Annotated in this window: 26 protein-coding genes; 11 read left to right on the top strand and 15 right to left on the bottom strand. The window is 35.4% G+C overall.

Annotation, left to right across the window (positions count from 1 at the left end):
* The first annotated feature begins 511 nt into the window (after positions 1-511).
* Positions 512-940, top strand: coding sequence for a DUF1330 domain-containing protein (locus J8H85_RS08120; protein ID WP_209654372.1), 429 nt, complete (start codon positions 512-514; stop codon positions 938-940).
* A 172-nt stretch (positions 941-1,112) separates the two neighbouring features.
* Positions 1,113-1,340: a CDGSH iron-sulfur domain-containing protein gene (locus J8H85_RS08115; RefSeq protein WP_209654370.1), complete on the top strand. Its 228-nt coding sequence runs from the start codon at positions 1,113-1,115 to the stop codon at positions 1,338-1,340.
* A 237-nt stretch (positions 1,341-1,577) separates the two neighbouring features.
* On the opposite strand, the gene J8H85_RS08110 is transcribed toward J8H85_RS08115, so the two are convergent.
* A complete protein-coding gene (locus tag J8H85_RS08110; RefSeq protein ID WP_209654368.1) occupies positions 1,578-2,897 on the bottom strand; it encodes a collagen-like domain-containing protein in 1,320 nt (439 codons plus the stop codon).
* 4 nt (positions 2,898-2,901) lie between these two features.
* Positions 2,902-3,375 carry a T9SS type A sorting domain-containing protein gene (locus J8H85_RS08105; RefSeq protein ID WP_209654362.1) on the bottom strand — a complete coding sequence of 158 codons (474 nt, stop codon included), beginning with the start codon at positions 3,373-3,375 and terminating at the stop codon, positions 2,902-2,904.
* Positions 3,376-3,859: 484 nt separating this feature from the next.
* On the opposite strand from J8H85_RS08105, the gene J8H85_RS08100 reads away from it, so the two are divergent.
* Together J8H85_RS08100 and J8H85_RS08095 are read left to right on the top strand one after the other, a co-directional pair.
* Positions 3,860-6,169: a type IA DNA topoisomerase gene (locus J8H85_RS08100; protein ID WP_209654361.1), complete on the top strand. Its 2,310-nt coding sequence runs from the start codon at positions 3,860-3,862 to the stop codon at positions 6,167-6,169.
* Between the two features lie 190 nt (positions 6,170-6,359).
* Positions 6,360-6,947, top strand: a complete 588-nt coding sequence (locus tag J8H85_RS08095; RefSeq protein WP_209654360.1) for a pseudouridine synthase — start codon at positions 6,360-6,362, stop codon at positions 6,945-6,947.
* Positions 6,948-7,204: 257 nt separating this feature from the next.
* On the opposite strand, the gene J8H85_RS08090 is transcribed toward J8H85_RS08095, so the two are convergent.
* Both J8H85_RS08090 and J8H85_RS08085 read right to left on the bottom strand, forming a co-directional pair.
* Positions 7,205-7,846, bottom strand: a complete 642-nt coding sequence (locus J8H85_RS08090; protein WP_209654359.1) for a hypothetical protein — start codon at positions 7,844-7,846, stop codon at positions 7,205-7,207.
* A gap of 4 nt (positions 7,847-7,850) precedes the next feature.
* On the bottom strand, positions 7,851-8,345 hold the full coding sequence (locus tag J8H85_RS08085; RefSeq protein ID WP_209654358.1) for an RNA polymerase sigma factor: 495 nt from the start codon (positions 8,343-8,345) through the stop codon (positions 7,851-7,853).
* Between the two features lie 473 nt (positions 8,346-8,818).
* Here J8H85_RS08085 and J8H85_RS08080 point away from each other — a divergent pair, with 473 nt between their 5' ends.
* Both J8H85_RS08080 and J8H85_RS08075 read left to right on the top strand, forming a co-directional pair.
* Positions 8,819-9,901 carry a DUF6340 family protein gene (locus J8H85_RS08080; RefSeq protein WP_209654356.1) on the top strand — a complete coding sequence of 361 codons (1,083 nt, stop codon included), beginning with the start codon at positions 8,819-8,821 and terminating at the stop codon, positions 9,899-9,901.
* A gap of 220 nt (positions 9,902-10,121) precedes the next feature.
* A complete protein-coding gene (locus J8H85_RS08075) occupies positions 10,122-12,275 on the top strand; it encodes a TonB-dependent receptor (protein WP_209654354.1) in 2,154 nt (717 codons plus the stop codon).
* A gap of 17 nt (positions 12,276-12,292) precedes the next feature.
* Here the strand turns inward: J8H85_RS08075 and bla are convergent, their stop codons facing one another.
* Positions 12,293-13,105 carry a subclass B1 metallo-beta-lactamase gene (gene bla / locus J8H85_RS08070; protein WP_379936936.1) on the bottom strand — a complete coding sequence of 271 codons (813 nt, stop codon included), beginning with the start codon at positions 13,103-13,105 and terminating at the stop codon, positions 12,293-12,295.
* Positions 13,106-13,269: 164 nt separating this feature from the next.
* Here bla and J8H85_RS08065 point away from each other — a divergent pair, with 164 nt between their 5' ends.
* From J8H85_RS08065 to J8H85_RS08045, 5 genes are all read left to right on the top strand, one after another.
* Positions 13,270-14,004, top strand: coding sequence for an energy transducer TonB (locus J8H85_RS08065; protein ID WP_209654351.1), 735 nt, complete (start codon positions 13,270-13,272; stop codon positions 14,002-14,004).
* Positions 14,005-14,242: 238 nt separating this feature from the next.
* Positions 14,243-14,866 (top strand): hypothetical protein, encoded by a 624-nt coding sequence (locus J8H85_RS08060; protein WP_209654349.1) that lies wholly within the window; start codon positions 14,243-14,245, stop codon positions 14,864-14,866.
* Between the two features lie 28 nt (positions 14,867-14,894).
* Positions 14,895-16,232, top strand: coding sequence for a 2TM domain-containing protein (locus J8H85_RS08055; RefSeq protein WP_209654347.1), 1,338 nt, complete (start codon positions 14,895-14,897; stop codon positions 16,230-16,232).
* Positions 16,232-16,543, top strand: a complete 312-nt coding sequence (locus J8H85_RS08050; protein ID WP_209654345.1) for a 2TM domain-containing protein — start codon at positions 16,232-16,234, stop codon at positions 16,541-16,543. The genes J8H85_RS08055 and J8H85_RS08050 overlap by 1 nt, the downstream gene beginning before the upstream one ends.
* 105 nt (positions 16,544-16,648) lie before the next feature.
* Positions 16,649-17,404 carry a LytR/AlgR family response regulator transcription factor gene (locus J8H85_RS08045; RefSeq protein WP_209654343.1) on the top strand — a complete coding sequence of 252 codons (756 nt, stop codon included), beginning with the start codon at positions 16,649-16,651 and terminating at the stop codon, positions 17,402-17,404.
* Between the two features lie 22 nt (positions 17,405-17,426).
* On the opposite strand, the gene J8H85_RS08040 is transcribed toward J8H85_RS08045, so the two are convergent.
* The 10 genes from J8H85_RS08040 to lpxD form a co-directional block, all read right to left on the bottom strand.
* Positions 17,427-18,428: an alpha/beta fold hydrolase gene (locus J8H85_RS08040; RefSeq protein ID WP_209654342.1), complete on the bottom strand. Its 1,002-nt coding sequence runs from the start codon at positions 18,426-18,428 to the stop codon at positions 17,427-17,429.
* 248 nt (positions 18,429-18,676) lie between these two features.
* Positions 18,677-19,396, bottom strand: coding sequence for a 3-ketoacyl-ACP reductase (locus J8H85_RS08035; RefSeq protein ID WP_209654340.1), 720 nt, complete (start codon positions 19,394-19,396; stop codon positions 18,677-18,679).
* Between the two features lie 43 nt (positions 19,397-19,439).
* A complete protein-coding gene (locus tag J8H85_RS08030) occupies positions 19,440-20,084 on the bottom strand; it encodes a DsbA family oxidoreductase (RefSeq protein WP_209654338.1) in 645 nt (214 codons plus the stop codon).
* A gap of 45 nt (positions 20,085-20,129) precedes the next feature.
* Positions 20,130-20,918, bottom strand: a complete 789-nt coding sequence (locus J8H85_RS08025; RefSeq protein WP_245243760.1) for a haloacid dehalogenase type II — start codon at positions 20,916-20,918, stop codon at positions 20,130-20,132.
* Between the two features lie 223 nt (positions 20,919-21,141).
* Positions 21,142-21,690: a carboxymuconolactone decarboxylase family protein gene (locus tag J8H85_RS08020; RefSeq protein WP_209654336.1), complete on the bottom strand. Its 549-nt coding sequence runs from the start codon at positions 21,688-21,690 to the stop codon at positions 21,142-21,144.
* A gap of 67 nt (positions 21,691-21,757) precedes the next feature.
* The gene (locus J8H85_RS08015) at positions 21,758-22,321 is read right to left on the bottom strand and encodes a TetR/AcrR family transcriptional regulator (RefSeq protein WP_209654334.1); all 564 of its coding nucleotides are present in this window, start codon (positions 22,319-22,321) and stop codon (positions 21,758-21,760) included.
* A gap of 96 nt (positions 22,322-22,417) precedes the next feature.
* Positions 22,418-22,783, bottom strand: a complete 366-nt coding sequence (locus J8H85_RS08010; protein WP_209654332.1) for a DUF2200 domain-containing protein — start codon at positions 22,781-22,783, stop codon at positions 22,418-22,420.
* A 183-nt stretch (positions 22,784-22,966) separates the two neighbouring features.
* The gene (locus J8H85_RS08005) at positions 22,967-23,785 is read right to left on the bottom strand and encodes a hypothetical protein (protein WP_209654330.1); all 819 of its coding nucleotides are present in this window, start codon (positions 23,783-23,785) and stop codon (positions 22,967-22,969) included.
* A gap of 185 nt (positions 23,786-23,970) precedes the next feature.
* Positions 23,971-25,494: a carbon-nitrogen hydrolase family protein gene (locus J8H85_RS08000; protein WP_209654328.1), complete on the bottom strand. Its 1,524-nt coding sequence runs from the start codon at positions 25,492-25,494 to the stop codon at positions 23,971-23,973.
* Positions 25,495-25,676: 182 nt separating this feature from the next.
* Positions 25,677-26,672 carry a UDP-3-O-(3-hydroxymyristoyl)glucosamine N-acyltransferase gene (lpxD, locus tag J8H85_RS07995; protein ID WP_209654326.1) on the bottom strand — a complete coding sequence of 332 codons (996 nt, stop codon included), beginning with the start codon at positions 26,670-26,672 and terminating at the stop codon, positions 25,677-25,679.
* Positions 26,673-26,731: the final 59 nt, after the last annotated feature.

Below are 26,731 nucleotides of genomic sequence, written 5' to 3'. Positions count from 1 at the left end.
AGTAGTTTTTTTTCAAGGTCATATGTATTTGATTATCAATGTAATATACGAAAACAATGCCATAAAAACAACAATAAACCATTGATAATCAATTGAATAGAAGCTTAACTTAATGACATTGAGCGCGAGCGTCCCGCTCGTGCCAACAATCCTGTCTCGTTCTAAAAAAAATTACATATGATGCAGTTCTTAAAATAGATTTACAACTCCATACTCGGTACGAGCGAGACGCTCGCACTAGCGTTAGGGGTAAATTAATTGTGGGTTTCAGCCTCATGGCGCTTTCCAATCAGTTGTTTATGATACTTTTTAACATCACGAATAAATGAATCAACTAACTAATAAAACTCAAAATATATATTTTCTTGCTACTTGAGTATTTCTAATACTAATCTTAGCCAACTTACAAAAAACTTCTCAAACTTTCTATTCGTATTTTTTGCTAAATTTATTGCCTAAAATTCGCAATAAACTATATGTAACATGTTAGGTTATTTTAAAAAATAAAACCATGAATAAATATATTGAAGCAAATGCTGACGCAGGAAAGGATTTTTATAAAAATTTTCACGATAAAGGAAAGATAGTAATGCTGAACTTGCTTAAGTTTAGGGAAATAGCTGATTATTCAAATTTTAAAGATTTACAGCCACCTACAAAAATTAGTGGAGAAGAAGCTTACCAATTATACTTGGGCGGCATATTATTAGAATTAAAGAAAGCAGGAAGCCGAATTATCTATTTTGGAAAGAGCCAAAACTTTCTTATTGGACCCGATTCGGAAAAATGGGATGCAGTTTTGTTGGTAGAACATGAGTCCGTTTTGAAGTTTATGGAATTTGCCCAACAACCAGCCTATCTTGAAAAAGCAGGTCACCGAATAGCAGCATTGGAAGATTCCAGATTATTACCAACTACTGAAATTAAAAACTATATTTAACAACGACTGTTAGTGTGAGCGCCATAGGTAAAATTAATTGTGTGTTTCAGCCTTATTACGCTTTCCAATTAGTTATTATAACACTTTTTAATATCACAAATAAATAAATCATCTAACAGCTAAAAGTCAAAATATATTTCCTCAACTTTGGCATCAAAATAAAAACGATAGTATGAGCAAAACAAAACTTACCATAAATAGCAACGGGTCTGTAAGAGTAGAGGGCGATTTCGAAATAGTAGACAGCCAAGGCAATGTGTATGGTTTACAAGGTAGAGAAGTATTGGGTATTTGCCGTTGTGGGCAATCTGCCAACAAACCTTTTTGCGATGGCGCGCACCGCAACCATTTTGAGCACGACGCCAAAGCGTTTGATTTGCCACCTATGAAAAGCCGTTAGTAACTCCTAACAATTCCATTTTGCAACCCCAAAATTGGAAAAGCTGGGATTTAAACTCCTACTCATGCTTCTTGAAAAGTTTGAATTAATTGAGTATTGAATTCGACTTTTAAGAATAATTTAAAAAATATGTTTTATCAAGTAGTAGCGATGTCAAACTTAGATAAAAAATAAAATGCATAAAAAAAGACCGACAGTTAAACTGACGGTCCTTTTTTTAATGATAATTTTTATTTATTATTTTATTTCCTTTACTACTATTTTACCAATTAAGTTCACATCGGTACCTTGAGTTTTCTCAAGTTCCAGATTTACATCTGTTGTTGGTTTGTAAAGGAAGTTTGTAGTTGACATGTTGTAAGATACATCTGATCCACCTTGTCCAAAGTAAATTTCTGTTCCTAGGTATTGACTGTTTGTTGCATCTTTCATTTTGAATGTATGTCCTCCAGTTGCATTGTAGATATAAAAGGCAACTGTTACCTCATACATTTTGTTAGCATGTAGTGTAATAGATGAACCATTCATAACAACACCGTTTACATAAGTTGATGCTGGAAACATTGATGTCAATGTTTGTGGCCCTAAGGTACTTGAGTTTGCAATATAAGCATAAGCATATTCAGGAGTGGTTGAACTACCACCAGTGGCACTAATTACACTACCCGAAATACTAATGCCTGTACCAGCTGTATAAGAACCTGCTGGTCCTTGAGGCCCTTGAGGTCCTGTTGCGCCATCTAAACCTGCTGGTCCTTGAGGTCCCATTGGTCCTGTTGCACCGTCTAATCCATCAGCACCATCTAGACCTGCTGGTCCTTGAGGTCCCATCGGTCCTGTTGCACCATCTAATCCATCAGCACCATCCAAACCTGCTGGTCCTTGAGGTCCCATTGGTCCTGTTGCACCGTCTAATCCATCAGCACCATCCAAACCTGCTGGTCCTTGAGGTCCCATCGGTCCTGTTGCACCGTCTAATCCATCAGCACCATCCAAACCTGCTGGTCCTTGAGGTCCCATTGGCCCTGTTGCACCGTCTAATCCATCAGCACCGTCTGAACCTGCTGGTCCTTGAGGTCCCATTGCTCCTGTTGCTCCGTCTAATCCATCAGCACCGTCTAAACCTGCTGGTCCTTGAGGTCCAGGTGTTGAGCTGCCAGATGACTTTGCATATAACGCATAAGGCACACTTAGCATTTGGCTTGTACCGGTAATGGTATAATTATTTCCCCCGCTAGGGTCGGTTTCTATTTTAAGAAAAAAGGTGTCTGCTCCCCAATCTATAGTAGAGAAATCACCTGAAACAGGAGTTCCGGTCCCTATTTCTAAAGTTACTAATCCGTTCATATTAGTACTTGCATTTTGGGTTTCTATATAAACAGCTGTTCCAGAAGAAGAACCTTGTAGTATACTTATTTGTGTACCAATACTTTGATTAGTTAAAAGATTATTGTTAACATCTCTGATAATGGCTTGATAACTTATTTTGCTTGGGCTTTGTGCAAGAGATATTGCTGTAATAAATAAAGCTGCTATTAGGGTGTATAGTTTTTTCATGTTTTTATTTTTTAATAATTTTAAATGTTTTTAATTCTTTGTTGCTGTGGTTAACTTTTAGAATGTAAGTGCCCATTTCTAAATGTTGCATTCTAATTTGTGTGGTTTTTTGTGTCGCTTGTCCATTTGTAATTGCTTTACCCTGTATATCATACATTGTATAAGTAAGATCTTTTAAATCAGAGTCTTCTAACTTAAGTATGATATAATCTGTGGTTGGGTTTGGGTAGGTTGCAAGCTTCAGGGTTAATCCTGTAAATTCTTTGTTGCTCAATGTAAGTAATTCAATACTTTGTTGAACACCTTGAGTTACCGTACCATTGCTGCCGGAATTGGTACTAAATACCATTTGTCCAACCGAATAGCTAGATGATCCCCCGCTTCCTGTGGTTTCACCTCCTGTTGTAGACAGGCTTTCTTGTGAATTGATTAAATGTGTAGCAAATAGTAATAATGCTACAAGTGTGTTTTTTATCATATTTTAAGGTTTTTGTAGGTAATTCACATCATATTCAAAGTAATGAAAAAGAAAGAATTATCTTATTATTTTGACAAATGTATGTATTTTAACTTATATAAATTATATTTAATCGTATTTATTCTGTAAAATTTTTTTTATTTTATTGTAAGTTACTAAAAAACAACACATTAGGAAAATTCTTTTTTTTAAATTATTTTGTAATCAAATTCATAAATTAAAAAGAATGACTTATAATTAAACCTCGTTACATTGTTTTAAACCATAAATATTTAGTTTGTAAGATTTATTTTTATATAATTATAAAAATTCCTTGAATCTTTGTTTGATTTTAATGTTTCAAGCTATTATATGTATCGTAATAGGTTGCCAGAGTAAATCTCTTATTTTAATAGAAGATCATTCCGTTAATAACTCCTAACAATTCCTTTTTAGAACCAACTTCTAAATTCCTATTTTGCGGCTTCAATTAAAAAGGAAATAAGTGAAAGTCTGTATTGCCGAAAAACCAAGTGTAGCACGCGAAATTGCCTCCGTATTGGGTGCGAATACCAAGCGCGATGGGTATTACGAGGGCAATGGCTATGCGGTAACTTACACTTTTGGACATTTATGCACCTTAAAAGAACCTAACGATTATAAACCCTATTGGAAAAGTTGGGATTTAAACAATCTGCCCATGCTTCCTGAAAAGTTTGAAACCAAAGTGGTGGCAAACTCGGGCATCCAAAAGCAATTTAAAATTGTAAAAAGTCTATTTGATAAAGCCGAAGTGGTTATAAACTGCGGGGATGCGGGGCAAGAAGGAGAGCTCATTCAACGTTGGGTCATGAACGAGGCAAAATATAAAGGCGAAGTAAAACGCTTATGGATTTCTTCCTTAACCACCGAAGCCATTAAAGAAGGTTTTGAAAATTTAAAACCAGCTGCCAACTACGATAATTTATACTACGCAGGCTTTTCTAGGGCTATTGGCGATTGGTTATTGGGTATGAACGCGACCCGTTTGTACACCGTAAAACATGGTGGTTACAAACAAGTACTGTCTATTGGACGTGTGCAAACGCCAACCTTGGCGATGGTGGTCAATCGTTTTAAGGAAATAGAAAATTTTAAACCGCAACCGTATTGGGAATTGCAAACCATGTACCGCGAAACGCTTTTTAGTTATGAAGAAGGGCGTTTTTTAAACAAGGAAGACGGCGAACTGTTGGCCAATAAAGTAAAGGAAAGCGATTTTGAAATAGTATCTATTGAAAAGAAAAAAGGCAACGAGTATGCCCCAAAACTGTTCGATTTAACAGGCTTGCAGGTGTATTGCAATACTAAATTTGGGTTTTCAGCAGAAGATACGTTAAAAATTGCCCAAACCCTATACGAGCAAAAAGTAATTACCTACCCCAGAGTAGATACTACCTTTTTACCAAACGATATTTATCCAAAAGTAACGGGCATTTTACAAAAACTAACTAATTACGCCGCTTTAACCCAACCGCTTTTAGGAAAAAAGATAAAAAAATCGCCCAAGGTTTTTAATGATAAAAAAGTAACCGATCACCATGCCATTATCCCCACGGGCATGCAAAGTAATTTGCCCTACAACCAACAGCAGGTGTATGATATCATTGTAAAGCGTTTTATTGCGGTGTTTTACGATGATTGTGATGTATCCAACACCACCGTTATTGGAAAAGCAGCCGATGTATCATTCAAGACCACAGGAAAAGAAATATTGAAAAAAGGCTGGCGTGTGGTGTTTGAAGACCCAAACGCTAAAGAAAAAGAACCCGATTTATTGCCAACCTTTGTAAAGGGCGAAAAGGGACCACATGAGCCTTCGTTTTTGGAAAAGGAAACCAAACCACCCAATCAGTTTACAGAGGCTTCTTTACTTCGGGCTATGGAAACCGCAGGTAAAGAAGTAGACGATGAAGAGTTGCGCGATTTAATGAAGGAAAACGGTATTGGACGTCCTTCTACTAGGGCGAACATTATTGAAACCCTTTTTAAGCGTAAATACATTGTTAGAAATAAAAAACAAGTGTTGCCAACCCAAACGGGCATTCAGTTGATAGATACCATTCAGAACGATTTGTTGAAATCAGCAGAACTAACGGGCTCTTGGGAAAAGCAATTAAAAGATATTGAAAAAGGCGAATTTACCGCTAGTGCGTTTATAAACAACATGAAGCGCATGGTAGATGCTTTGGTGTACGAAGTGCGCAGTGAAACCACACGGGCGAACATATCGCATGCAGCAACGGTTCAAAAAAGGCAAGCCAAAGCAGAGAAAAAGAAAGCTGCCGGTATTTTGGCCGAAGTGTGCCCCAAATGTAAAAAGGCCACCATTATAAAAGGGAAATCGGCGTACGGTTGCGGTAATTATAAAGCGGGCTGCGATTTTGTGTTGCCCTTTACCTATGCGGATAAAAAAATATCGGAGAAGCAATACATTAGGTTGCTTAAAAAAGGTTCTACGGTGAATTTAAAGGACTTTAAAATAAGTACCGGAAAAGTAGAAGGCTTGTTGCGTTTTGATGAAAATTTCAAGCTTAAATTTGAATCTAAGAACAATAAACCAGACAGGTCTCAAGAGCCTGTTAAGTCTGATGCGCCATTAACCTGCCCCAAGTGTGAAAAGGGTACCGTAATAAAGGGAAAAACGGCTTATGGTTGTAGTGACTATAAATCGGGATGCGACTTTAAAGTAGCTTTTGATACCGTAAGGGAGAAAATAAACGGACAGAAACCAACTAAGGAATTGGTTTTTAGCATTTTGAAAGGAAGTATTTAATGTCATTACGGGAGGTACGACAAAGTAATTAGGATGTAGTTTTTAAAGAAAAGGTCTCGACTGCGCTCGACCTGACAAGGTTTGTCATTTCGAGCGTAGAGAGAAATCACATAATTATTTTAGAGATTTAACGGGTGTGATGTCTCAATCGTGCCTCATTTCTACATGACTGTTTGAATTAAAAAGTTAAATGATAAAACAAAAATCGATACACCGCCACTTCATCATCTACAAACCGTACGGCGTTTTAAGTCAGTTTGGAAGTAATGATAGCAAGCAGCAATCTAAAAAGTTTTTGGGTTTGTTGCACGATTTTCCTGAAGGGATTATGCCTATTGGTAGGTTGGATGAAAAATCGGAAGGTTTGTTATTGCTTACTACCGATGGTAAAATGAGCGATTTTGTGAACAGCCAAAAAGTTGAAAAGGAATATTATGCGTTGGTAAATGGTGCTATAACAAGTGAGGCTATTACACAATTATCAAAAGGGGTGGAGATTGGTTTTGATGGGAGGAAATACCAAACCAAACCATGTAAAGTCTTTAAGCTGGATGCAGCGCCAAACTTGCCAGAACGCTCCAAAAAAATACGGGATGCTAGACACGGACCAACATCGTGGATCTCGATAACCTTAAACGAAGGGAAGTTTAGGCAGGTGCGAAAAATGACATCGGCCGTGGGGTTTCCTACCTTGCGTTTGGTGCGTGTTCGGGTGGGGGATATTCATTTGAACACGATGCAGGTTGGCGATGTGGTTGAGGTTTTTGGGTTTTTGTGAGGTGCAGAGTTTCAGAGTTGCAAAGTTTCAGAGCTTCAGGGTTTGGGGTTTGGGGTTTGCTGGAGGTTGGTTCTATAACTAGGCCTTGGGTGGCTGCGTTAGGGGTTGAAACGGCATCCTTTTGTTTTTTTTGGTTACTGGAAATTACTTTAATAGATACTACTTACTTGTATAGTGGATTCCTGCCTTTGCAGGAATGATAAAAAAACAAAAGATATAGTGGAAAACCCGACCCGATAGGGGAACGCCCAATTAATTTAAACTTCCAGTTTTTTTAATTCTTTATAGTTTTGGTTGAGCCTTTTTAGTAAAATACCGTATATGAGCCAGTAGAACAAGAGTAAGATACCTATGGCTGCTGCCAAAACCAATACGGTTGCGATGATAAAAACAGCGTAGAATTTAAGTATTTCGCCATCGGCGGCGGCCAGTTGCGCTTTGTTTATGACCAATTGGTCTCTGTCCAATTCCAAAAACAACACCACTACGGTTGAAGCTACCAGATATACTAAATTAAATGCCACATAATACTTAACCGTTTTTCTGGTTTTTAGGATGTTTTCCATTAAAACTTTGGTGCTATCGGTAGCTGAAATGGTCTTGTAGTTTTTAAAGAACAGGTAGAAAAAGTACGCTAAAACAATATAGCCTATTACCATTAGGGGGATGAAAACTGCTTCGGCGTTGTACTGCTCGAAGCGTTTCATGCTTTCGGAATCTTTTAAGGATAGGGAAAGGGCGGTCCAGAAAATAAATTCCAATACGCTTATAATGAAGATCCATTTTACAATAGAGGATGATTTTTTTAAGATCATCTTGTAAATTTCGTTGTATGTAAGCTTGGGATACTTATCGGTATCCTTGTTCCAGTCTTTTTTTAGTAACTCTAATTCGTCCATAGCCTTAGGGGTTTAGTATGGTTTTAAGTTTTGTTTTAATTCTGTTCATTTTCACTCGGGCATTCACTTCACTAATTCCCATGGTTTCGCTAATTTCTCTATAATCTTTGTCTTCCAAGTATAAAAATATAAGCGCTTTTTCAATGTCGTTTAATTGGTGTACGGCTTTGTATAATATTTTGAGTTGTTGTTCCTCGGTGTCGTCATAAGTATCTGCGGTCATTTTAAACGCAACGCCTTCAAAATCTTGCGTATTTATGGTACGTTTCGATTTTCTATAAAGCGTAATAGCGGTGTTTAACCCTACACGATACATCCAGGTGCTAAATTTAGCATCGCCACGAAACTTTGGATATGCTCTCCAAAGCTGAATGGTTATTTCCTGAAATAAATCGTTATGCGCATCATAATTATTGGTATACAAACGGCATACCTTATGTATGATATTTTGATGCGCTTCTAGCAATTCAACAAAACTATGTTCTAGTTCTTTATTCAAATCGATGGGTTAGTTATTGTGTTTGTAGCTTTATTGTTTTTTTTGTTACAAAAAGAAGTGAAATAAATTTTAAGGTTGTTTTTTTGGAGTAATTACTAGGTGTTTAAATGATGGTTTTTTTGATGGATTTCAACGAAGCAGTAAGATGGTTTTTTAAAAAACAATAATTTTTAGTATTGTTTTTTATATTTTAATTTAAGCTTTATATAAACCATATAAAATACTGATTTTTAATTTTTTAAGATATAACTATAAGTAAAATCTATAGTGGGTTTTTGGCTGTGGTTTGGTTTAAACAAGTCATATCTAAACGCTAATATATAAAAAAAAATAATTAGCAAATTTACTCTCTGAAAAATGAATATTTTAGAAGATTATTTGGGTTGCTCTTTTATGTTTTCAGAATGTTTTTATACTAGAAAAAATAGTTACTTTTATCAACTGTTTTCTTGTTTAATTTTTAAAATAAGTAAATGGATGCGGCACTAAAAATGCAAATAAAAAAAATGGCATGTTTATTGTTTTTACCAAACCAAACCAAATCTAAATATTATGAAAAAAATCTACTTGTATGTTATGTAATTATAACATTAAGCCTAGCTTCTTGTGGAAGCTCGGGTTATGTATATCTAAATTATCCTCAAAAACCTGAAGTTTTATTGCCTGATGGTGTTGATGATATTGTTGTTGTTAATCGTTCTTTAACCAAACAGGAAGATAAACGGGCAGAAACAATTGAGGCGATAACTACTGGCGAAATTGCTGGGTCTGATAAATTGGCATCGGATGAAGCAATAAAAGGTGTTTTTGATGGTCTGCAAAATAAAAGCCACATTAGAATTGTTGTGCCTGATACTTTACGTATTTATGGTACAGGAACACGTCAAACACCAGATAGGTTAAATTGGGATAATGTTGCTGCTATATGCAAGGCAGCCGATGCAGATGTTCTATTGGTTCTGGAAAATTTTGATTCAAATTCAGATTTAATACGATCTGCCGTTGTAGAGCAGGTTTCTTCAGTAATTACTACAGGCAAACCAAGTACCCGTTTACCGGTTCAGGCACGTGTTGATGTTAGGAGTTATTGGAGACTTTATGATCCTGTGACAAAAACGATTTCAGATCAATTTCAGCAAACTTATTTTATGACTTTTAATTTAGTTAATAGCTTACCACCTGTAAATGCACTATCAGAAACTGCCTATGCTGCTGGATTGGATTATATCAATCGGTTTTTGCCAAGTTACTATAGGGTAAAACGCGATATGTATAAAAAAGGAAAAGGTCGTGACAAAGATCGATTTGAAGTAGGGTGGCGTTCTGCTGAAGTGGCCAAGTGGCAAGATGCTATGGATGTGTGGAAAGGTATTGTGGAAAATGGCAATAGAGAATCGGCTGGTAGAGCAGCTTTAAATATTGCGGTATCTTATGAAGTTCTTGGAGATACAGAAATGGCTTTGGAATGGGCACAACGCGCCTATAAAGATTATGGGGACAAGTTAAGTCGTGATTACGCTAAAGTTTTGCTTAGAAGACAGAAATTTGAGATATAAGATTTCTGCTTAACACAGAAATCTTTAATAAACACCCTTATTGGAAACTCGCCGTTAGGTTTTCAATAAGGGTGTTTTTTTTGCTAATCCGTAGGCGTTTTTATAATGCTTTCCCATTATAAACAATTCATCATTCATATTTTACAGTTCGGTTAGTAAAAATTTCAGTACTATTTCCTTTGTTTCAAATTTGCAGTATACAAATTGAACAACCAAAGCCATGCAAAAATTAATGACAAGTATTGCCGTTTTATTGAGTCTGAATTTAACAGCACAAACCCTTATTAACGGAAAAGTGACCGATATAAAAGGCGTGCCCATTACAGGTGCTAATATTTATTTGGAAGGTACCTATGATGGCAGTACGAGTGATGATCATGGAAGCTTTTCATTTAAAACAACAAAAACAGGAACTCAAACTTTAAAGGTTTCGTTCATGTCTTTTGAAACGTTTACCATGTTGGGTGATGTATCTTTTATGAAAAACTTGCAAGTAAAACTTCGTGAAGATGTGAATACATTGGATGCCGTGGTGCTTTCGGCAGGCACATTTCAAGCGGGTGATAACAGTAAAGTGAATGTTTTAAAACCGTTAGATGTGGTTACCACCGCCAGTGCTTTGGGCGATTTTGTTGGAGCATTACAAACCCTACCAGGTACTACAACGGTTGCCGAAGATGGCCGCTTATTTGTACGTGGTGGTGATGCCGAAGAAACCCAGATTTTTATTGATGGTATTCGGGTGTTTACACCTTATACGCCTACTACAAATAATGCTCCAACACGGGGGCGCTACTCACCATTTTTGTTTGATGGCATTACCTTTTCAACAGGTGGGTATTCTGCGGAATTTGGGCAAGCGCTCTCAAGTGTTCTGCTTTTGAATACCATTGATGAACCCGACCAAGAAAAAACAGATATTGGTATTATGAGTTTGGGGGGTACTTTAGGAAACACCCAAAAATGGAAAAAAAGTTCGTTAAGTTTTAATGCATCTTATATTAATTTGGCACCTTATAACGCTATTTTTCCCAATAGAAATAATTGGATAAAACCTTATGAAGCGGTTTCGGGCGAAACCGTATTCAGAAAAAAAACAAATACAGGCTTGTTTAAATTATATGGCGCGTTTGACGCTACCAATTTTGAACTGACGCAGGAAGACATCAATAATCCGGATGGTGTTTATTTCAAAATGAACAATAAGAATTTTTACCTGAATACGTCGTATGAAGCGGCATTGAATGCTACTTGGTCGTATTTTGGAGGGCTAAGCTATACGCATGGCATCAACGATTTAAATATTATGGATAGTGCTGTTGATGATACTGAAAACTCAGTACATGCTAAGCTGAAATTCAAAAATCGAATAAGCAATCGTTTTAAGCTTTATTTTGGTGCGGAATACTTCGCTGCCAATTTTAAAGAAAACTACAGTGATGCCTCTATAAACAACGCAGCATACGGTTTTGATAATAACTTAGTAGCTGCTTTTGCTGAGGCCGATATCTTTATTTCAAAAAATTTGGCTTTTAAAACAGGTTTGCGTGCAGAATATGGCCAGTTGTTTAAGGAAACTACCATCGCTCCAAGGTTGTCTTTGGCATATAAAACGTCTGGTAAAAGTCAAATATCGTTGGCTTACGGGAATTTTTATCAAAACCCATCGCGTGATATTTTAAAATTCAATCAAGACTTAAAAGCGCAAAACACATCGCATTATATTGTAAACTATCAATACAATGGCGACAGAAAATTGTTTAGGGCTGAAGCATATTATAAAAATTATGGTGATTTGGTAAAGTATGACACCGATTTTGCAGACTTCAACAGTAACTACAACAACAACGGTTCTGGGTTTGCAAAGGGTATCGATTTTTTCTGGCGCGATAGCAAAAGCATTAAAAATATCGATTATTGGGTAAGTTATTCGCTATTGGATACCCAACGCGATTATAAAAACTACCCAACCACAGTACAGCCCAATTTTGCGAATACGCATAATGTATCGGTTGTTGGGAAATATTGGATTAACGATTGGCGTAGTCAAGTAGGTTTAAGTTATGCCTATGCATCTGGCAGAACGTATACAAACCCCAATGAAGCAGGTTTTTTAAATGAAAAAACAAAAGCATACAACAGTTTGAGTGTTAATTGGGCCTATTTAATCAGTCCGCAAAAAATTCTATATGCATCGGTCAACAATGTGTTGGGTTTTAAAAATATTAATGGTTATCAATATGCCAACACACCCGATGTAAACGGAAACTTTAACCGACGCGCCTTACAGCCCGCCACCGATCAATTCTTTTTTGTAGGTTTCTTTTGGACGATTAGTGAAGATAAAAAGAGCAACCAGTTGGATAATTTGTAGGATAACTGGGTTAAATGCTATTTAAATAGTTTTATCGTATAATCCAATAATTCGGTATTTCCCCACTTACCATGTCCTGGAATAACAATATTGGCATTCGGAAATTTAAGCTTTATTTTTTCAACGGTCTCAGGCCATTTTTCAGTATTGGCATCTCCTAAATATCCTTTGCTAGCACCAATCTCCTTAATCAAGCATCCACCAAACAAGGTGTTCTCTTCAGGAACATATCCTATAACATTATCTTTGGTGTGTCCTTCTCCAAAGTATTCTGCATAAACCTTTTTGTTTCCAATATTTAATATAAGAATACTATCAAACCCTTTTATAGGTTTAGAGAATTTTTTGGTATTCATTTTTAAAAATTTTATAGTCTGGTTAGAAGCATAGGTTTGAATATGATTTGCTTCAAATTGTGCAATCCCACCAACGCAGTCATCATGAAAATGAGTTGGAATTAGAGCTATTATTTTGAAGTTGAGTTCATTAGTTACAAAATTTATTAATTCTAATGAACTTTCGTTGTCCGTTGGTGTATCAAAAACAATTCCTTTTCTTTTATTTAAAACCAGCATACCATTGCAAGCAACTTTTCCAAAATTGTCTGTTTTTAGGTATGAAATATGCTGATAAATATGATTAGAAAGCTTTTTAATTAATAAATTTTCGGTTTGATAAACAATCAAGCTATCTGTTAAATATCTATTGATAACTATATTATTGATTTCTTGGGTTTTCTGATTATGTTTTGGCGAAGATTCTTTGCAGAAACAAAAAGTAAATCCTAAAAATAGACATAATGCAAATGATAATTTCATAATAAATTTTATTCTTAATTTGACTGATAAGTTTTATGATATGAGTGACCTAAAAACTTCAACTAAAATAATTCTTTTTTGTATGTGAAATGAATTTTAAAGCAGCGTAACATGATAAAAATCATAGTAATTCATTCTGGTTTCCAATAATTTTAAGGGAATAAAAACATTTAGCCATGTTACCCAATAAAAAGAATCCAGAATTAGAAATTAGCAGAAACAGTAGTCTGTATTTTGCTATTGGTTTAAACCTCATGTTGTTTTTTTCTTGGCAAGCATTAGAATATAAAACGTATGAAAAAAGTGAGGTTGAGTTAGACGTTTTAACTATGGAAGCGCGCACTGAAGAAGAAATTCCAATTGTAAATTACAATGCGCCACCGCCACCGCCACCACCTGTGGTTTTTAATGATAACGTTCAAATAGTTGAAGATGTTGAAGAAATTGAAGAAACCGTAATGGAAAGTACAGAAACCAACCAGCGTGAAGCTATTTCAGATAACAAAAACGTTGTTGGTGTAGGTGATGTTAAGGTAGCCGTTGTGGAAGAAGAGGTTGAAGTCGCTTTTGCCGTCATTGAAGATGTGCCCGTGTTTCCTGGTTGCGAAGGATTATCAAAAAGCGAAACTAAAGATTGTTTTCAACGAAAAATGCAAGAGCATGTGATTAAGAATTTTAATTACCCAGAAACAGCATTGCAACTTGGGCTTCAAGGACGTGTATCGGTTATATTTACCATCGATTCTAAAGGCAATACTACTGGAATACGTTCAAGAGGTCCGGATAAAATTTTAGAAAAAGAGGCAGAGCGTATTATTGGGCTCTTACCCAAAATGCAACCTGGTAAACAACGCGGAAAACCTGTAAGAGTTGCATATGCAGTTCCTATTTTCTTTAAATTTGATGGTTAGTGTTTTAGTGAAGTTTAACAATCATGTTGAAAAACCAAAAGATATCAGGTCTTTTGGTTTTTTTGTTTTCAGAAATAGCCCTATTTATTGAAATTTGGGATTTGGATTTTGAAATTTGGAATTTGGATTTTTTATTCCATTTACAATCCATCCTAAAAAAAATACAGTTGGGTAAGTCCTATTTTAAAAATACGGAAAGGTGTGAGATATTTGAATCATAATAATAAAACAAAAACCAATGAAACATCTTATCATCCTAGCAACATTTTTAGTGTCAATAGTAACAACAGCACAAACTAATTATGAACAAGGCATGCAAAAAGCCTTTGAACTATGGGGGCAAAACAACCCCACTGAAGCATCAAATTTATTTGAACGCATTGCAAAAGCAGAACCGGAAAATTGGTTGCCACCTTATTACGCAGCACAAGTAAATATTATAAACAGTTTTGGAGAGCCTAATGAAGAAAAGCTAACGGCACAACTTAAAAAAGCACAAGATTTTATTAATGATGCCACGGCTATTTCAAAAAACAACCCTGAAATTTTAGTATTGCAAGCCTTATTGCACACTGCATGGGTGGCTTTTGATGGTGCAACGTATGGCATGACTTTATCTGGCAAAGTAGTTGAGTTATACACAAAAGCTGAAATGATAGCGCCTGATAACCCACGTGTTGTGTATTGCAAAGCAGAATGGAACATGGGTGGTGCCAAATATTTTGGACAAGACACCAAGCCATTCTGTAAGGATTTAGAACACGCTCTAGAACTTTTTGCTAACTTTAAACCAGAAACACCATTTAGCCCAAATTGGGGAAAAGACCGTGCGGAAATGCTATTGGAATCTTGTAAAAAATAGCAAATAGTCTGTAGTTTAAAACAAAGTCATGAGGAAATTAAGAAAATCAATTATTTTAAGTTTTGCCATTGGTTGCGCTGTTTTTGGGATAGGGAATGCTCTGTCTCGTGGCTTTCATTTTGAAAGTGTAAATGATTTTCTGGTTAATTTTTCGCTATACCAACTATATAGTTTTGTTCTAGGGTTTGGTAACATGTACTTTTTCAATTATATGGAAAGCCTTCAATGGAAAAATGAAGAAAAAATTAAGCGCATCGTTGTAGGTATTTTAGGTTCTACCGTTTTAACATTAATGGGTTTGTTTTTTCTGAGAGGGTTCACGTCCATGGTGTTTTATGGAGGATCGTTTCAAAATTTCATAGCCAACGAGAAAATTCAGTATTACCAATTCGGGTTATGGATTACCTTAACCATTGTTATTATTTTTCACTTTGTATATTTTTATAACAAGTATCAGCAAAACAAAATAAAAGAACAAAAGGTTATTGCGGGTACGGCAAGTGCGAAGTTTGATGCGTTAAAGAATCAATTAGATCCGCATTTTCTTTTCAACAGTTTAAATGTATTGACCAGTTTAATTGAAGAAAATCCCGAAAATGCTCAAAAGTTTACCACGTCATTGTCTAAAGTATATCGCTATGTTTTAGAGCAAAAAAACAAGGAATTGGTATTGGTGGATGAAGAATTGGAATTCGCCAAAACCTACATGTCGCTTTTAAAAATGCGATTTGAAGACAGTATAATTTTCGATATTCCCGATAGCGCAAACAATCCAGAAAGTAAAGTAGTGCCACTATCATTGCAATTACTATTGGAAAATGCCGTAAAGCACAATACGGTAACAAGCAACAAACCATTGCACATAAAAATTTATGAAGACGGCGATAGTTTGGTAGTGGAAAATAACCTGCAACCCAAGCAAATAGTAAAAAAGAGCAGCGGTGTAGGTTTAAATAACATCATGCAACGTTACGATCTGCTAACCACAAAAAAAATAAACATTAACAAAGAAGCAAACAGGTTTACAGTAGCCATACCAATGCTTACAAAACAAATTTATAATATGGAAATCAATCATAATTACAACGAGCAAGACGCTTATTACAAAGCTAAAAAGCGTGTGGAAGCCATTAAGGCCTTTTATTCCAACCTAATATCATATTGCTTGGTCATCCCATTTTTAATATTTATAAACTACAAAACCTATTGGGGTTTCCAATGGTTCTGGTTTCCTATGTTGGGGTGGGGCATGGGCTTAACATTTCATGCCTTTGGGGTTTTCGGATACGGAAAATCATGGGAAGAACGCAAAATTCAAGAAATTTTGGAAAAAGAAGAATCGTCAAACAATAAAACCTGGAAATAATGGACAAGAATTATATAGAAAAAGACCGATATCAGCGCGCAGCAAAACGCGTAAAACAAATCACGGGATTTTATAGACATGCTCTAGTGTATGTGGTAATCAACATCATGATTGTTATTATAAACATTCAAAATTTAGGCGAAGGCGAAAGCTATTTTCAATGGCAAAATTTCATCACATTAGTCTTTTGGGGCATTGGTTTGTTGGCGCACGGGCTTTCCGTTTTTACCCCTAGTTTTATATTGGGCAAAGACTGGGAAGAACGAAAAATAAAAGAACTCATGGAAAAAGATAAAAAACCTTGGCAGTAATATTAGTTTTCAGTCGCAGTCGCAGCTATCAGAAAAACCTTTGCGACTTAGCGCCTTTGCGAGAAAAACTCAGCGAACCTTTATGAAATAACCAATCCAAAAAATATGAAAGTAATCATCATAGAAGATGAAAAACCATCAGCACGTCGCCTACAACGCATGCTAGCATCCTTAAATATAGAAGCCCAAACCATGTTGCATTCCGTTGAAGAATCTATCCATTGGTTTCAAAATAATGAACATCCCGATTTAATTTTTTTGGACATTCAATTAAGCGACGGATTGTCATTCGAAATATTTGAAGCCATCGAAATTAAATCGGCAGTTATATTTACCACCGCTTATGATGAATATGCGCTGCAAGCCTTCAAACTAAACAGCATCGACTATTTGTTAAAACCTATTGACGAAGACGATTTAGCCAAAGCCCTAAAAAAATACCAAGAACGTTTACAGCAAAAACAAGCCGTTACTTTAGATTTTAACGACATTAAAAAACTCCTAATAAACCCCATAGATCGCGAATACAAAAAACGCTTTTCGGTAAAAGTGGGTCAACATTTAAAACTCATAAATATTGATGAGGTTGAATGTTTTTACAGCGAAAATAAAGGCACTTATTTGCATACCACCGAAGGTAGAAACTATCTATTGGATACCACTCTAGAGCTTCTGGAAAATGAATTGGAACCACAAACCTTTTTTCGGATAAACCGTAAATTTTTTGTGAATATCAACAGTATAAAAGATATGGTGAGCTACACCAATTCGAGGTTGCAAATAAAACTGCACTCGTATAACGACGACGACGTTATTGTAGCCCGAGAGCGCGTTAAAGATTTTAAAGCGTGGTTGGAGTAAAATATTCTGTGTCGATTGATTTTTATTTTTTTAAGAATTGAATTAATGGATTAATAAAGTTGTTAAAGTTTTCAATATGAGGCAAATGCCCAATATTTTCTAATTCAACCAATTGTGAATTAGGAATGCTCTTTTGTGTTTTCTTACCCAATTCATTATATAAACCCATTGTTTTTCTTACTTCATCTGAAACTAAGGGTTTGCCCAATGCCGTTCTATCTCTAGTGCCTATAATTAATAACGTAGGAGATGAAATGTTCTTAAACTCATAAACCACTGGTTGGGTAAAAATCATATCATAGGTTAGGGCTGCATTCCAAGCAATTCTTTTGTAATCTGAATTTAGCGTCCAGCCAGCTAATAAATTCACCCATTCATCATATTCAGGTTTCCATTTGTTATCATAATAATTCACAAGTTGATACTTTTTTATACTCTCGTAGTCCTTTTTTAATTCATTTAGGTACCACCATTCAACAGGTTTGTAAGGCACCTTTAATTTCCAGTCTTCTAAACCTATGGGGTTTTCTAAAATAAGTTTTTCGGTGGTTTCGGGATACATTAGTGCAAAACGAGTTGCCAACATGCCACCCATGGAATGTCCTAAAATAGCCGTTTTTTTAATATTTAAAGAATCCAGTAATGCTTTGGTGTTTTGAGCAAGCTGTTGAAAAGTGTAATGGAAATGCTGTGGTTTAGACGATTTCCCAAAACCTATTTGATCGGGTACAATAACTCGGAACCCTTCATTAGTTAATGCTTGAATGGTAGTTTTCCAATAGGCTCCATTAAAATTTTTACCGTGAATTAAAACAATGTTTTTTCCATTATAATTATGGGGTTTTACATCCATATAAGCCATTTTTAAATCTTGTTCTTGTATGCTTATTGGCAAAGTAGAAACCGTGTATGGGTATTTATAGTTAGATAATTCTACGTCTAACCACTGTGAATCGTTATTTTGTGCATTTATATATTGATAACCGCACAAAATTGTAATTAATAGGAATAGGTTCTTAATCATTATAGTATTAGTTTGTAATTTGTTAATTAGTAAACTATTATTTTTAATTTGCTTATCCGTAATCAATAATAATAAAACTCTCCATGTCAGGTCGAGCGCAGTCGAGACCTCACTTTGAAGTTATTAAGTTTAATAACCTCTCGATTCGCTTTGCGAGCTACCTTCGACCAAAACATGTTTTGTTTTCAGCAATGCTCGAGGAGACAGTAATTTATGATTGATTACGGACATTAAATTTTTAATATAGATTATGGATTTGTAGACCATAAAGAGGCACTCTTAAGCATTGCTCTTCTTGGTAATTTTAAGCCCGCAACAATTAATTCGGCAAAATCTTCAGGTTGTAAAACGCTGTCTTCAGAATCTTTATTGGCGATGCCTAAATTGATGGACATGTCTGATACAATGGTGCTTGGAGTTAAGGTACACACACGAATGTTATTTTTACGAACTTCCTTCATTAAAGATTCAGACATGCCAATAACAGCGAATTTTGAAGCGGAATATGCCGATGTGTTTGCATTTCCGTTCAATCCAGCGGTAGAGGCAACATTAATAATATCACCTTCATTTTGGCTAATTAAATATGGTAAAACTTCTTTTGTTACGTAATACATACCCATAACATTGGTTTGTATAATTTGGTTCCATTGCTTTACTTCCATATCATTGAAAGAACCAAAAGCAGCAATGCCTGCGTTATTTACTAAAATATCTATAGAACCGAAGGTGTTCATTATGTTTTTAATTCCAGTTTGAACGTCTTCATGGTTACTCACATCAAAAACAGAATAGATGGCTTTTACGCCCAAAGCTTCTAATTCAAAAACAGTCTCTTTTAAATCGGTTTCATTTCTACCTGTTATTGCAACATCAATCCCTTCATTTGCAAATGCTATGGCCGTTGCTTTTCCAAGTCCTTTTCCGCCGCCGGTAATTATTGCTTTTTTGTTTTTTAAATTTATCATATTAAGTATGTTTTTTAAATTGGTGACTATATTTTATTAACTATTAAGCCTCTAAAAGCTCTGTTAAAACCTGCTTAAACACATCAACAGGTTGCGCCCCTGTAACAGCACTTTTTCTATTAAAAACCACTGTAGGAACCGAATTTACGCCTAAGTTTTTCCAATAGTTTTCTTTGCTTCTTATTTCGTATCGTGCTTCTTCGTTATCTAATTTAGCTATTGCTTCTTCTGCATTTAAACCTACATCCAATAAAGCTTGTTTTAAAACATCTCGCTTAGAAACGTCTTTTCTTTCGCTAAAGAATGCTGTAGTTAAACGCATTTTTAAATCGGTTTGTTTGCCAAAATCTTTGGCATATTCCAATAAAATATGGGCTTCAAATGTATTGGACATGCGCATGCCTTCAAAATAATCGAATGTAAAGCCAAGTTCTTCTCCGGCTTCAATCATGCGTTGTTGCGATTCTTTTTGTTGTTCTAAAGTCGCTCCATATTTTTCGGCAATATGTTCATGTAAATCTTGGCCTTCAGTGGGCATTTGAGGGTTTAACTCAAAGGGTTGCCATGCAATTTCTACTTGATCTTCAATACCTAATTCTTTTATGGCTTTTTCTAAACGTTTGAATCCAATGGTACACCAAGGACATACAACGTCTGAAACGATATCAATTTTTAATTTTTCTTTCATTTTACAATTTAACTTTTACGTTTTTTAAAAATTAATATATTATACTTATTTATAAGTGACAAGAATATTTGCTACTTTCTTTAAGTCAGTTTCTATAATTTCTGTTTTGGGAGCTAGAGGAAAAGTTTGTTGTCCAGGGCGGCTAATAAATGCTGCTCTCCAGCCCGCCCAAAGTGCTCCTGCAACATCCCAACCGTGGGCCGCTATTAACATGCATTCTTTTGGTTTTACATCCATTTTACGTGCTGCCCAAGCGTAGGTGTCTGAAAATGGTTTGAATTTACCAATATCTTCAACACTTAATCTTTCATCAAAATATTCGGTTAAACCAGCGCTTTCAAATTGTTTTTTAACACCTTCGTTTGATGAATTGGTGAATGATACAAGTTTATAGCCGTCTTTTTTTAATTGCTTTAAAGCCGTTTTTACTTCAGGATGGGCAGGTAAACCCCGTAACGCGTTTACGATGGTATTTCGTGCTTCATTTTCTGAGATTGTAATACCATTATTTGCGGCCACCATTTGTAATGCAGCTGCTCCAATATTTCCAAAATGTTCGTATTGTCCACTTGCTGTGGTTACTAATGAGTATTGCAACATGGTTGTAAACCATAATGATAATAAATCTTTTCGTCCCTCTAATGCTTCTCCAACTTGTTCTTTCATTTGAGTGAGATCTAGAAGAGTTTCGTTTACATCAAAGAATAATACTTTAGGTCTTACTTTATCTATACTGTCTTCTGCCACATTGCCAAAGGTTAAATTTGGAATTATCATTCCTGTTGTTCCCATAATTCCTATGTTTTTTATGAAGTTTCTTCTATTGTTTTTCATTTTAAAAGGTGCTTTTCTTTAATAAATACAAATTTTTAGTTTGTTATTAGCTTAAGAGGATTAATTTATTAAATGGTTAAGCGGTAAATAGCTCAAAATACTCATAGTTTGGCTATTTAAAGATCGCAAACGCATAGAAAAAATATCACATATGCTTTTAAAACCTGTAAGTACGCAATAAAAGAGTTACTGCTATTAATGCGTACTTGGACATAAGTCTATTTTATTTTTTCCAAGCAAACTTTTGGAAAGGTGCGTCTACAGGTGTATTTGCAATATGATTGGTATAATTACTTATCACTTTTTGAGATACACCTAAAATGATATCCAAAACTTGTCTTTCTTCATAACCAGCTGCGTAAAATGTATTTAAGTCCTCTTGTGTAACGTGTCCACGATTGCGAACAATAGTTAAGGTCATTTTGCGTAAAGCTTCCAGTTTCGGGTTCTCCAGCGGTGTTTCATTACGTAAAGCTTCTGTAATGCTGTTATCAACTTTCATCATATTGGCTATAGCTGTATGGGCAGGCACGCAGTAGTGGCACTCGTGTTCTACGTTAATGGTTTGCCAAACCACCGTTAATTCTTCGTTGTTAAATGATGATTGGGTGAACAGTTTGTGTATGGTTTGGTAGGCTTCTAATAGGCCAGGGGCTCCCGCTAATACACCGTGTAAACCAGGAATCATCCCGTTTTGTTTAAGAGATTGCTCTAATAATGATTTGCTACCTTCTGGTGCCGTTTCGATGTTGTGAACTTTTAAAGTTGTCATAATTTTAAATTTTACTGATTTATGTTAAATAACTAAACGATTGGTTAGTTATTGATTAAAAAAAATGTTAGGTGTTTTTGAATATATTTTCAATATAATTATCAAGTTGTTTTTTATTAAATATGCGTGTAGCGGAAGATAAACCGAACATAGATATAATTAAAAAATCGGCTTGTTGTTCAATGGTTGCTATGTCTTTAGTTGTGTCTTGTTTTAAAATTTTGATAAAAAGTTGTTTCACTTCTTCTGTAAAAGCTATTAAAGAAGCTTTTATTTGCTCGTCTGCGTCTTCTCCAATTTCGTTAGCTGTGTTGGTAACCAAACAACCTTTGCCATATTCGGTTTCTTTGGTGAAGTCTATAAAATCGTAAAAATATTGCTTAATCCCTAGCGCCCCATTTTCAGCGGTTTTTAATTTGTTTAAAAGCCTGTTTAATTTTTGCTTATAACATTTTAAGCTTTCAAGAAACACACCTTTCTTGCTTCCAAAGCTAGAATAGATTGAGAACTTATTAATGCCCATTTCTTTTTCAAGCATTTGCATAGAAGTTGTTTCATAACCGTTTCGCCAGAATAAATTCATGGCTTTTTCTATGACTTCGGGTTCATTATATTGCTTTGTTCTGGGCATTTTAAAACTAATTACAGGACAAAACTAAACAATTGGTTAGAAACAAAAAAAACTTTAACGTTTCGTTTGTATTTTTTAGCTGGGTGCATTGTGGATTTACGCAACTCTTAAAATTTTTTCCATTTTACGACCTTTTGCCAACTCATCAACCAATTTATCCAAATACCTTACTTGTTTGGTTAAGGTGTTTTCAATGTCTTCTATACGGTAACCACAAATAACGCCTTTAATTAAATGGGCGTTTGGGTTTAAATTGGCTTTCTCAAAAAAGGTTTTAAAGGTTGCTTTTTCGTCTATAAATGTTTGTACTTGGTTTTTATTAAAACCGGTTAGCCATTCTATAACTTTCTGCAATTCGTCTTCTGTTCTGCCTTTCTTCTCAATTTTGGTCACGTAATGTGGGTAGACCGAAGTAAATGTCATGGTCGCCATACGGTTGTTGTGTTCTGGTGTTGGTTTCATGTTTTAAAAATGATAAACTTTTATTAGAGGTTGAGGTAGGTTTGTTTAACGGTCTATTATAAGAATAGTTCCGGGTTTACGTACGAGAATATTCCGAAGTAAAATCAGATGTAGTAAACTAGCAACGACCTTTGGTTAAGGCCAAAATTGAACAATTATTTTTTATACATTTGTTGGCAATAGTTATTTTTCATTCTTTTTAATGATGAATTCACTAATATCTTTTTTATTATAAATATGGTTTTCTCTAGAATCAATTTTTCTTAAAAAAACGTAATTATTGGTTTGTCCAATAAATAGAAGTTTACTGTTTGTTTCTATCAGTTGATTATTAATTTCAAACTTCACATAATATTCTGATTTACCATTTAAAATACTATCAGCTTTATTTAAATTGATGTCTGAATAAACAATAAAGCCGATTATTGTCATAATAAAATAAACAAATATTTGAATCCTAGGGTTGAATTTGGATTTTGAATTTTGAAATCTAAATTTTAAAACAAAGATAAAAGCCCATATTATCATTAAGATAACAGCAATCTTAGAAATGTATAATGTATTTTCAAAATTCTTAAAAACTGCGAAATAAAAGAATAATAAAATTGGAACAAAATTTAGATAGGTGCTAGTTATTATGGCAATTACCCAATATAATTTTTTTGAGATTTTTTTGGTTTTTGAATTCTTTATTTTATCTAGTTTCAAGTAAATATTGAATCTGTCTTTTTTAGCCTCTAATTCTAAATCTTCATTACTTGGTCCGAATACAACCATTGGCGCAATAATAATTATTAGAAAAAGAAAGGCTGTAACCAAGGCTGAACCTACTGGTATAAACATTAGAATCAATTCAGGAATATTTAAGTGATGTAAAATGTCAATTCCGAACTTATCGTAGTAAAGGCTTTTGTTAAAATAGCCAAAACAAACCAAAAGAACATAGATTAAAGGCAAATAGTCTTTTAAGGTTTTTAAAGTAGAGTCTTCTTTCTTATTCATTTATTGTTTTAAAGAGTATCGCTAATTATTGCCAACTAGATAATATGAAATCGGTTTTAACATTTCATATCTAGGCTAAACGAATTTAGTTGAAATCTTCTACAAAGTCAATAGTGAATTTCAAATAATAAAAAAAATCCCAATAAAATTTATCAGGATTTTGAATATATAATTTTAAAGTTAGTTTATTTCTTCCGCAGCTCAAACAAATCTTTACGTCTGTCACGCAAGTTTCTAACGCTGCCAAACTGGTTTAATTCGCGAAGCATATCAATATCTACATCGGCAATTAAAATCATTTCGGTATTGGTAGTCGCCTCTGCTTTAATACCGTTTGCAGGAAACGCAAAATCGCAAGGAGTAAACACCATAGATTGCGCAAATTGTATATCCATATTATGTACTTTGGGCAAGTTGCCAACACTGCCCGCAATGGCTACATAACATTCGTTTTCAATGGCACGTGCTTGGGCGCAGTGGCGTACTCTGGAATAGCCGTTTTGGGTATCGGTTAAAAATGGTACAAATAGGATGTCCATACCTTCATCGGCAAGTATTCTGCTCAATTCAGGAAACTCAGCATCGTAACAAATTAAAATACCAATTTTTCCGCAATCGGTATCAAAGGTTTTTAACTCGCTACCACCTTGCATGCCCCAAACTTTAGCTTCATCGGGGGTAACGTGTAGTTTTTCGTAGCGTTCGGTAGATCCATCACGTTTACATAAATAACCTACATTGTATAATAAATCGCCTCTTAATTCAGGCATACTGCCCGTAATAATATTGATGTTGTACGAAATAGCAAATTCCGAAAACTTTTGTACAATAGTAGGCGTGTGTGCCGCTAATTCCCGTATGGCCTGACTTTCGGGCATGTGGTTGTGGTCTGCCATTAAAGGGGCATTAAAAAACTCTGGGAATAAGGCAAAGTCTGAACGATATGCCGACACTGAATCTATAAAAAACTCCGCTTGCTGCATCAGTTCTTCCATGTCTTTATACAAACGCATTTGCCACTGTATCAAACCAAGGCGCACCACTTTTTTCTTGGTAATGGCTTTGTTGGTTTTCTTTTCGTAGTAAATGTTGTCCCATTCTAAAAGTACAGCAAATTCTCCCGATGCCGTATCGCCTTCCAAATAGCCTTTTAGTATTTTGGATGGGTGGAAATCGTTCGATATTTGAAAGTTCAAAACCGGATCGTGAATTTCCTTTCTTCTAACCTTATCAATATATTCTTTAGGGCTCATTTGTTCAGCGTACTTATGGTAGTTAGGTATTCTTCCACCAAACGCAATGCCTCTTAGGTTTAATTTTTCGGTCAATTCTTTTCGGTAATCGTATAAACGTCTGCCAAGGCGTAAACCTCTGTATTCCTTTTTAATAAACACATCTATGCCATATAGTACATCGCCTCTATCGGTATGTGTGCTGAATGTGAAATTGCCCGTAATATCTTCATAGGTATGGTGGTCGTCAAATTGGTTGTAATCTAAAATAATAGAGAGGGCGCAACCTGCCAATTGCCCATTTACTTTAATAACGACTTGCCCTTCCGGGAATTTTTCAATCAAAGACTTTATATGGTATTTTCTCCAGTAAGACCCCGGCATGCTCGCATAGGCCTCAATCATGACCTCTTTAAGTTGTTGGTAATCTTTTAAAGTTAAATACTGTAATTCTATGTTTTCAATGTTACGTATCATGTATAAATGAAATACTTTTAATATTAATAATTTGGGCGTTCCCCGAAAAGGGTCGGGCTTTGCACTACAAGTCCTCGTTCACTTCGGCTCCGCTCAGCGCAGGCTCTCACTGTGGGCTTTCCGCTTCAATCCCTAACGCAAAACCGAGTAAATTTAATAAAATTACAAGGATAAAAACAGGTTTACTGTTTTTTCATAAACTGACGCATGGCCACCCATTGTTTCAGCATATCTCTGGCATCTTGCGCCGGATATCCTAAAACGGTTTTTCCAGCTTCTACATCGCCTACAACACCAGAACCAGCTCCAACCGTAGCGCCAGAATGAATGGTGGTATGGTCTTTAATAGAAGCACTTCCACCAATAATAACACCATCGCCCAACGTTACCGAACCTGCAAGCCCGCTATGTCCGGCCATAATGCAAGAGCGCCCCATAATGCTGTTATGCGCTATTTGTACCAGGTTGTCAATTTTACAACCATCGCCAATAATAGTCGAGCTGAATTTGGCCCTATCTACGCAGGAGTTGGCACCAATTTCAACATAATGCCCAATGATAACGTTCCCAATTTGCGGTATTTTTACCAAGCCACGGCCATCATCACTAGGTCTGTAACCAAAACCATCTGCACCAATACTTGCATTGGTATGGAAAATACAGTTGTTACCAATAATACAGCGTTCGCGAATAACCGTTCCAGACCATACTACCGTATTGTTACCAATGGTGGTTTCATCAAACACGCATACATTGGGGTATAAAACAACAGCATCCCCTAATTCAACATCTTTACCAACGTAGCAATTGGCACCAATTTTACAACCAGCCCCAATTTTTGCGGTGTCATGTATTACAGCAGTAGGGTGGATGTCGGTATCAAATACGGGCGGCGGCGGATTGAAAAGTTCCAATATTTTAGCCATGGCTAAATCGGCATTTTTAACCTTAATTATTGCCCGATTATCAATAGGCTCTATTTTTAAATTATCATTTACCACAACAGCACAGGCCTTTGAATCGGCCCAATATTTTAAATATTTTGGGCTTCCTATAAACGAGATTTGATTGCTTTTGGCGTTTTGTAATTGTTCGGGTCCTATTATCTTTTCCGTGGTGTTACCAACAAGTTCCCCTTTTAAAATAGAGTTGATTTCTGATATGCTGTAAGTTGCCATTTATCTACTAGGTTAGTTTCTGTAAAACTAATGGAAAAAAGTTGGAATAGATAAATTTT

The organism is Mariniflexile gromovii, assembly GCF_017814435.1.
Classification (GTDB): domain Bacteria; phylum Bacteroidota; class Bacteroidia; order Flavobacteriales; family Flavobacteriaceae; genus Mariniflexile; species Mariniflexile gromovii.
The sequence above is the reverse complement of the archived record's forward strand: the minus strand, read 5'-3'. Positions and strand labels throughout refer to the sequence as shown.

Coding starts and splice junctions, on each gene's coding strand:
- J8H85_RS08050 (WP_209654345.1), top strand. CDS start 16,232: ATGGACAAGAATTATATAGAAAAAGACCGATATCAGCGCGCAGCAAAA.
- J8H85_RS08025 (WP_245243760.1), bottom strand. CDS start 20,918: ATGAAAAACAATAGAAGAAACTTCATAAAAAACATAGGAATTATGGGA.
- J8H85_RS08045 (WP_209654343.1), top strand. CDS start 16,649: ATGAAAGTAATCATCATAGAAGATGAAAAACCATCAGCACGTCGCCTA.
- J8H85_RS08105 (WP_209654362.1), bottom strand. CDS start 3,375: ATGATAAAAAACACACTTGTAGCATTATTACTATTTGCTACACATTTA.
- J8H85_RS08055 (WP_209654347.1), top strand. CDS start 14,895: ATGAGGAAATTAAGAAAATCAATTATTTTAAGTTTTGCCATTGGTTGC.
- J8H85_RS08000 (WP_209654328.1), bottom strand. CDS start 25,494: ATGATACGTAACATTGAAAACATAGAATTACAGTATTTAACTTTAAAA.
- J8H85_RS08090 (WP_209654359.1), bottom strand. CDS start 7,846: ATGGACGAATTAGAGTTACTAAAAAAAGACTGGAACAAGGATACCGAT.
- J8H85_RS08020 (WP_209654336.1), bottom strand. CDS start 21,690: ATGACAACTTTAAAAGTTCACAACATCGAAACGGCACCAGAAGGTAGC.
- J8H85_RS08120 (WP_209654372.1), top strand. CDS start 512: ATGAATAAATATATTGAAGCAAATGCTGACGCAGGAAAGGATTTTTAT.
- J8H85_RS08005 (WP_209654330.1), bottom strand. CDS start 23,785: ATGAATAAGAAAGAAGACTCTACTTTAAAAACCTTAAAAGACTATTTG.
- J8H85_RS08080 (WP_209654356.1), top strand. CDS start 8,819: ATGGATGCGGCACTAAAAATGCAAATAAAAAAAATGGCATGTTTATTG.
- J8H85_RS08040 (WP_209654342.1), bottom strand. CDS start 18,428: ATGATTAAGAACCTATTCCTATTAATTACAATTTTGTGCGGTTATCAA.
- J8H85_RS08060 (WP_209654349.1), top strand. CDS start 14,243: ATGAAACATCTTATCATCCTAGCAACATTTTTAGTGTCAATAGTAACA.
- J8H85_RS08115 (WP_209654370.1), top strand. CDS start 1,113: ATGAGCAAAACAAAACTTACCATAAATAGCAACGGGTCTGTAAGAGTA.
- J8H85_RS08110 (WP_209654368.1), bottom strand. CDS start 2,897: ATGAAAAAACTATACACCCTAATAGCAGCTTTATTTATTACAGCAATA.
- J8H85_RS08035 (WP_209654340.1), bottom strand. CDS start 19,396: ATGATAAATTTAAAAAACAAAAAAGCAATAATTACCGGCGGCGGAAAA.
- lpxD (WP_209654326.1), bottom strand. CDS start 26,672: ATGGCAACTTACAGCATATCAGAAATCAACTCTATTTTAAAAGGGGAA.
- J8H85_RS08095 (WP_209654360.1), top strand. CDS start 6,360: ATGATAAAACAAAAATCGATACACCGCCACTTCATCATCTACAAACCG.
- J8H85_RS08065 (WP_209654351.1), top strand. CDS start 13,270: ATGTTACCCAATAAAAAGAATCCAGAATTAGAAATTAGCAGAAACAGT.
- J8H85_RS08075 (WP_209654354.1), top strand. CDS start 10,122: ATGCAAAAATTAATGACAAGTATTGCCGTTTTATTGAGTCTGAATTTA.
- J8H85_RS08015 (WP_209654334.1), bottom strand. CDS start 22,321: ATGCCCAGAACAAAGCAATATAATGAACCCGAAGTCATAGAAAAAGCC.
- J8H85_RS08030 (WP_209654338.1), bottom strand. CDS start 20,084: ATGAAAGAAAAATTAAAAATTGATATCGTTTCAGACGTTGTATGTCCT.
- J8H85_RS08010 (WP_209654332.1), bottom strand. CDS start 22,783: ATGAAACCAACACCAGAACACAACAACCGTATGGCGACCATGACATTT.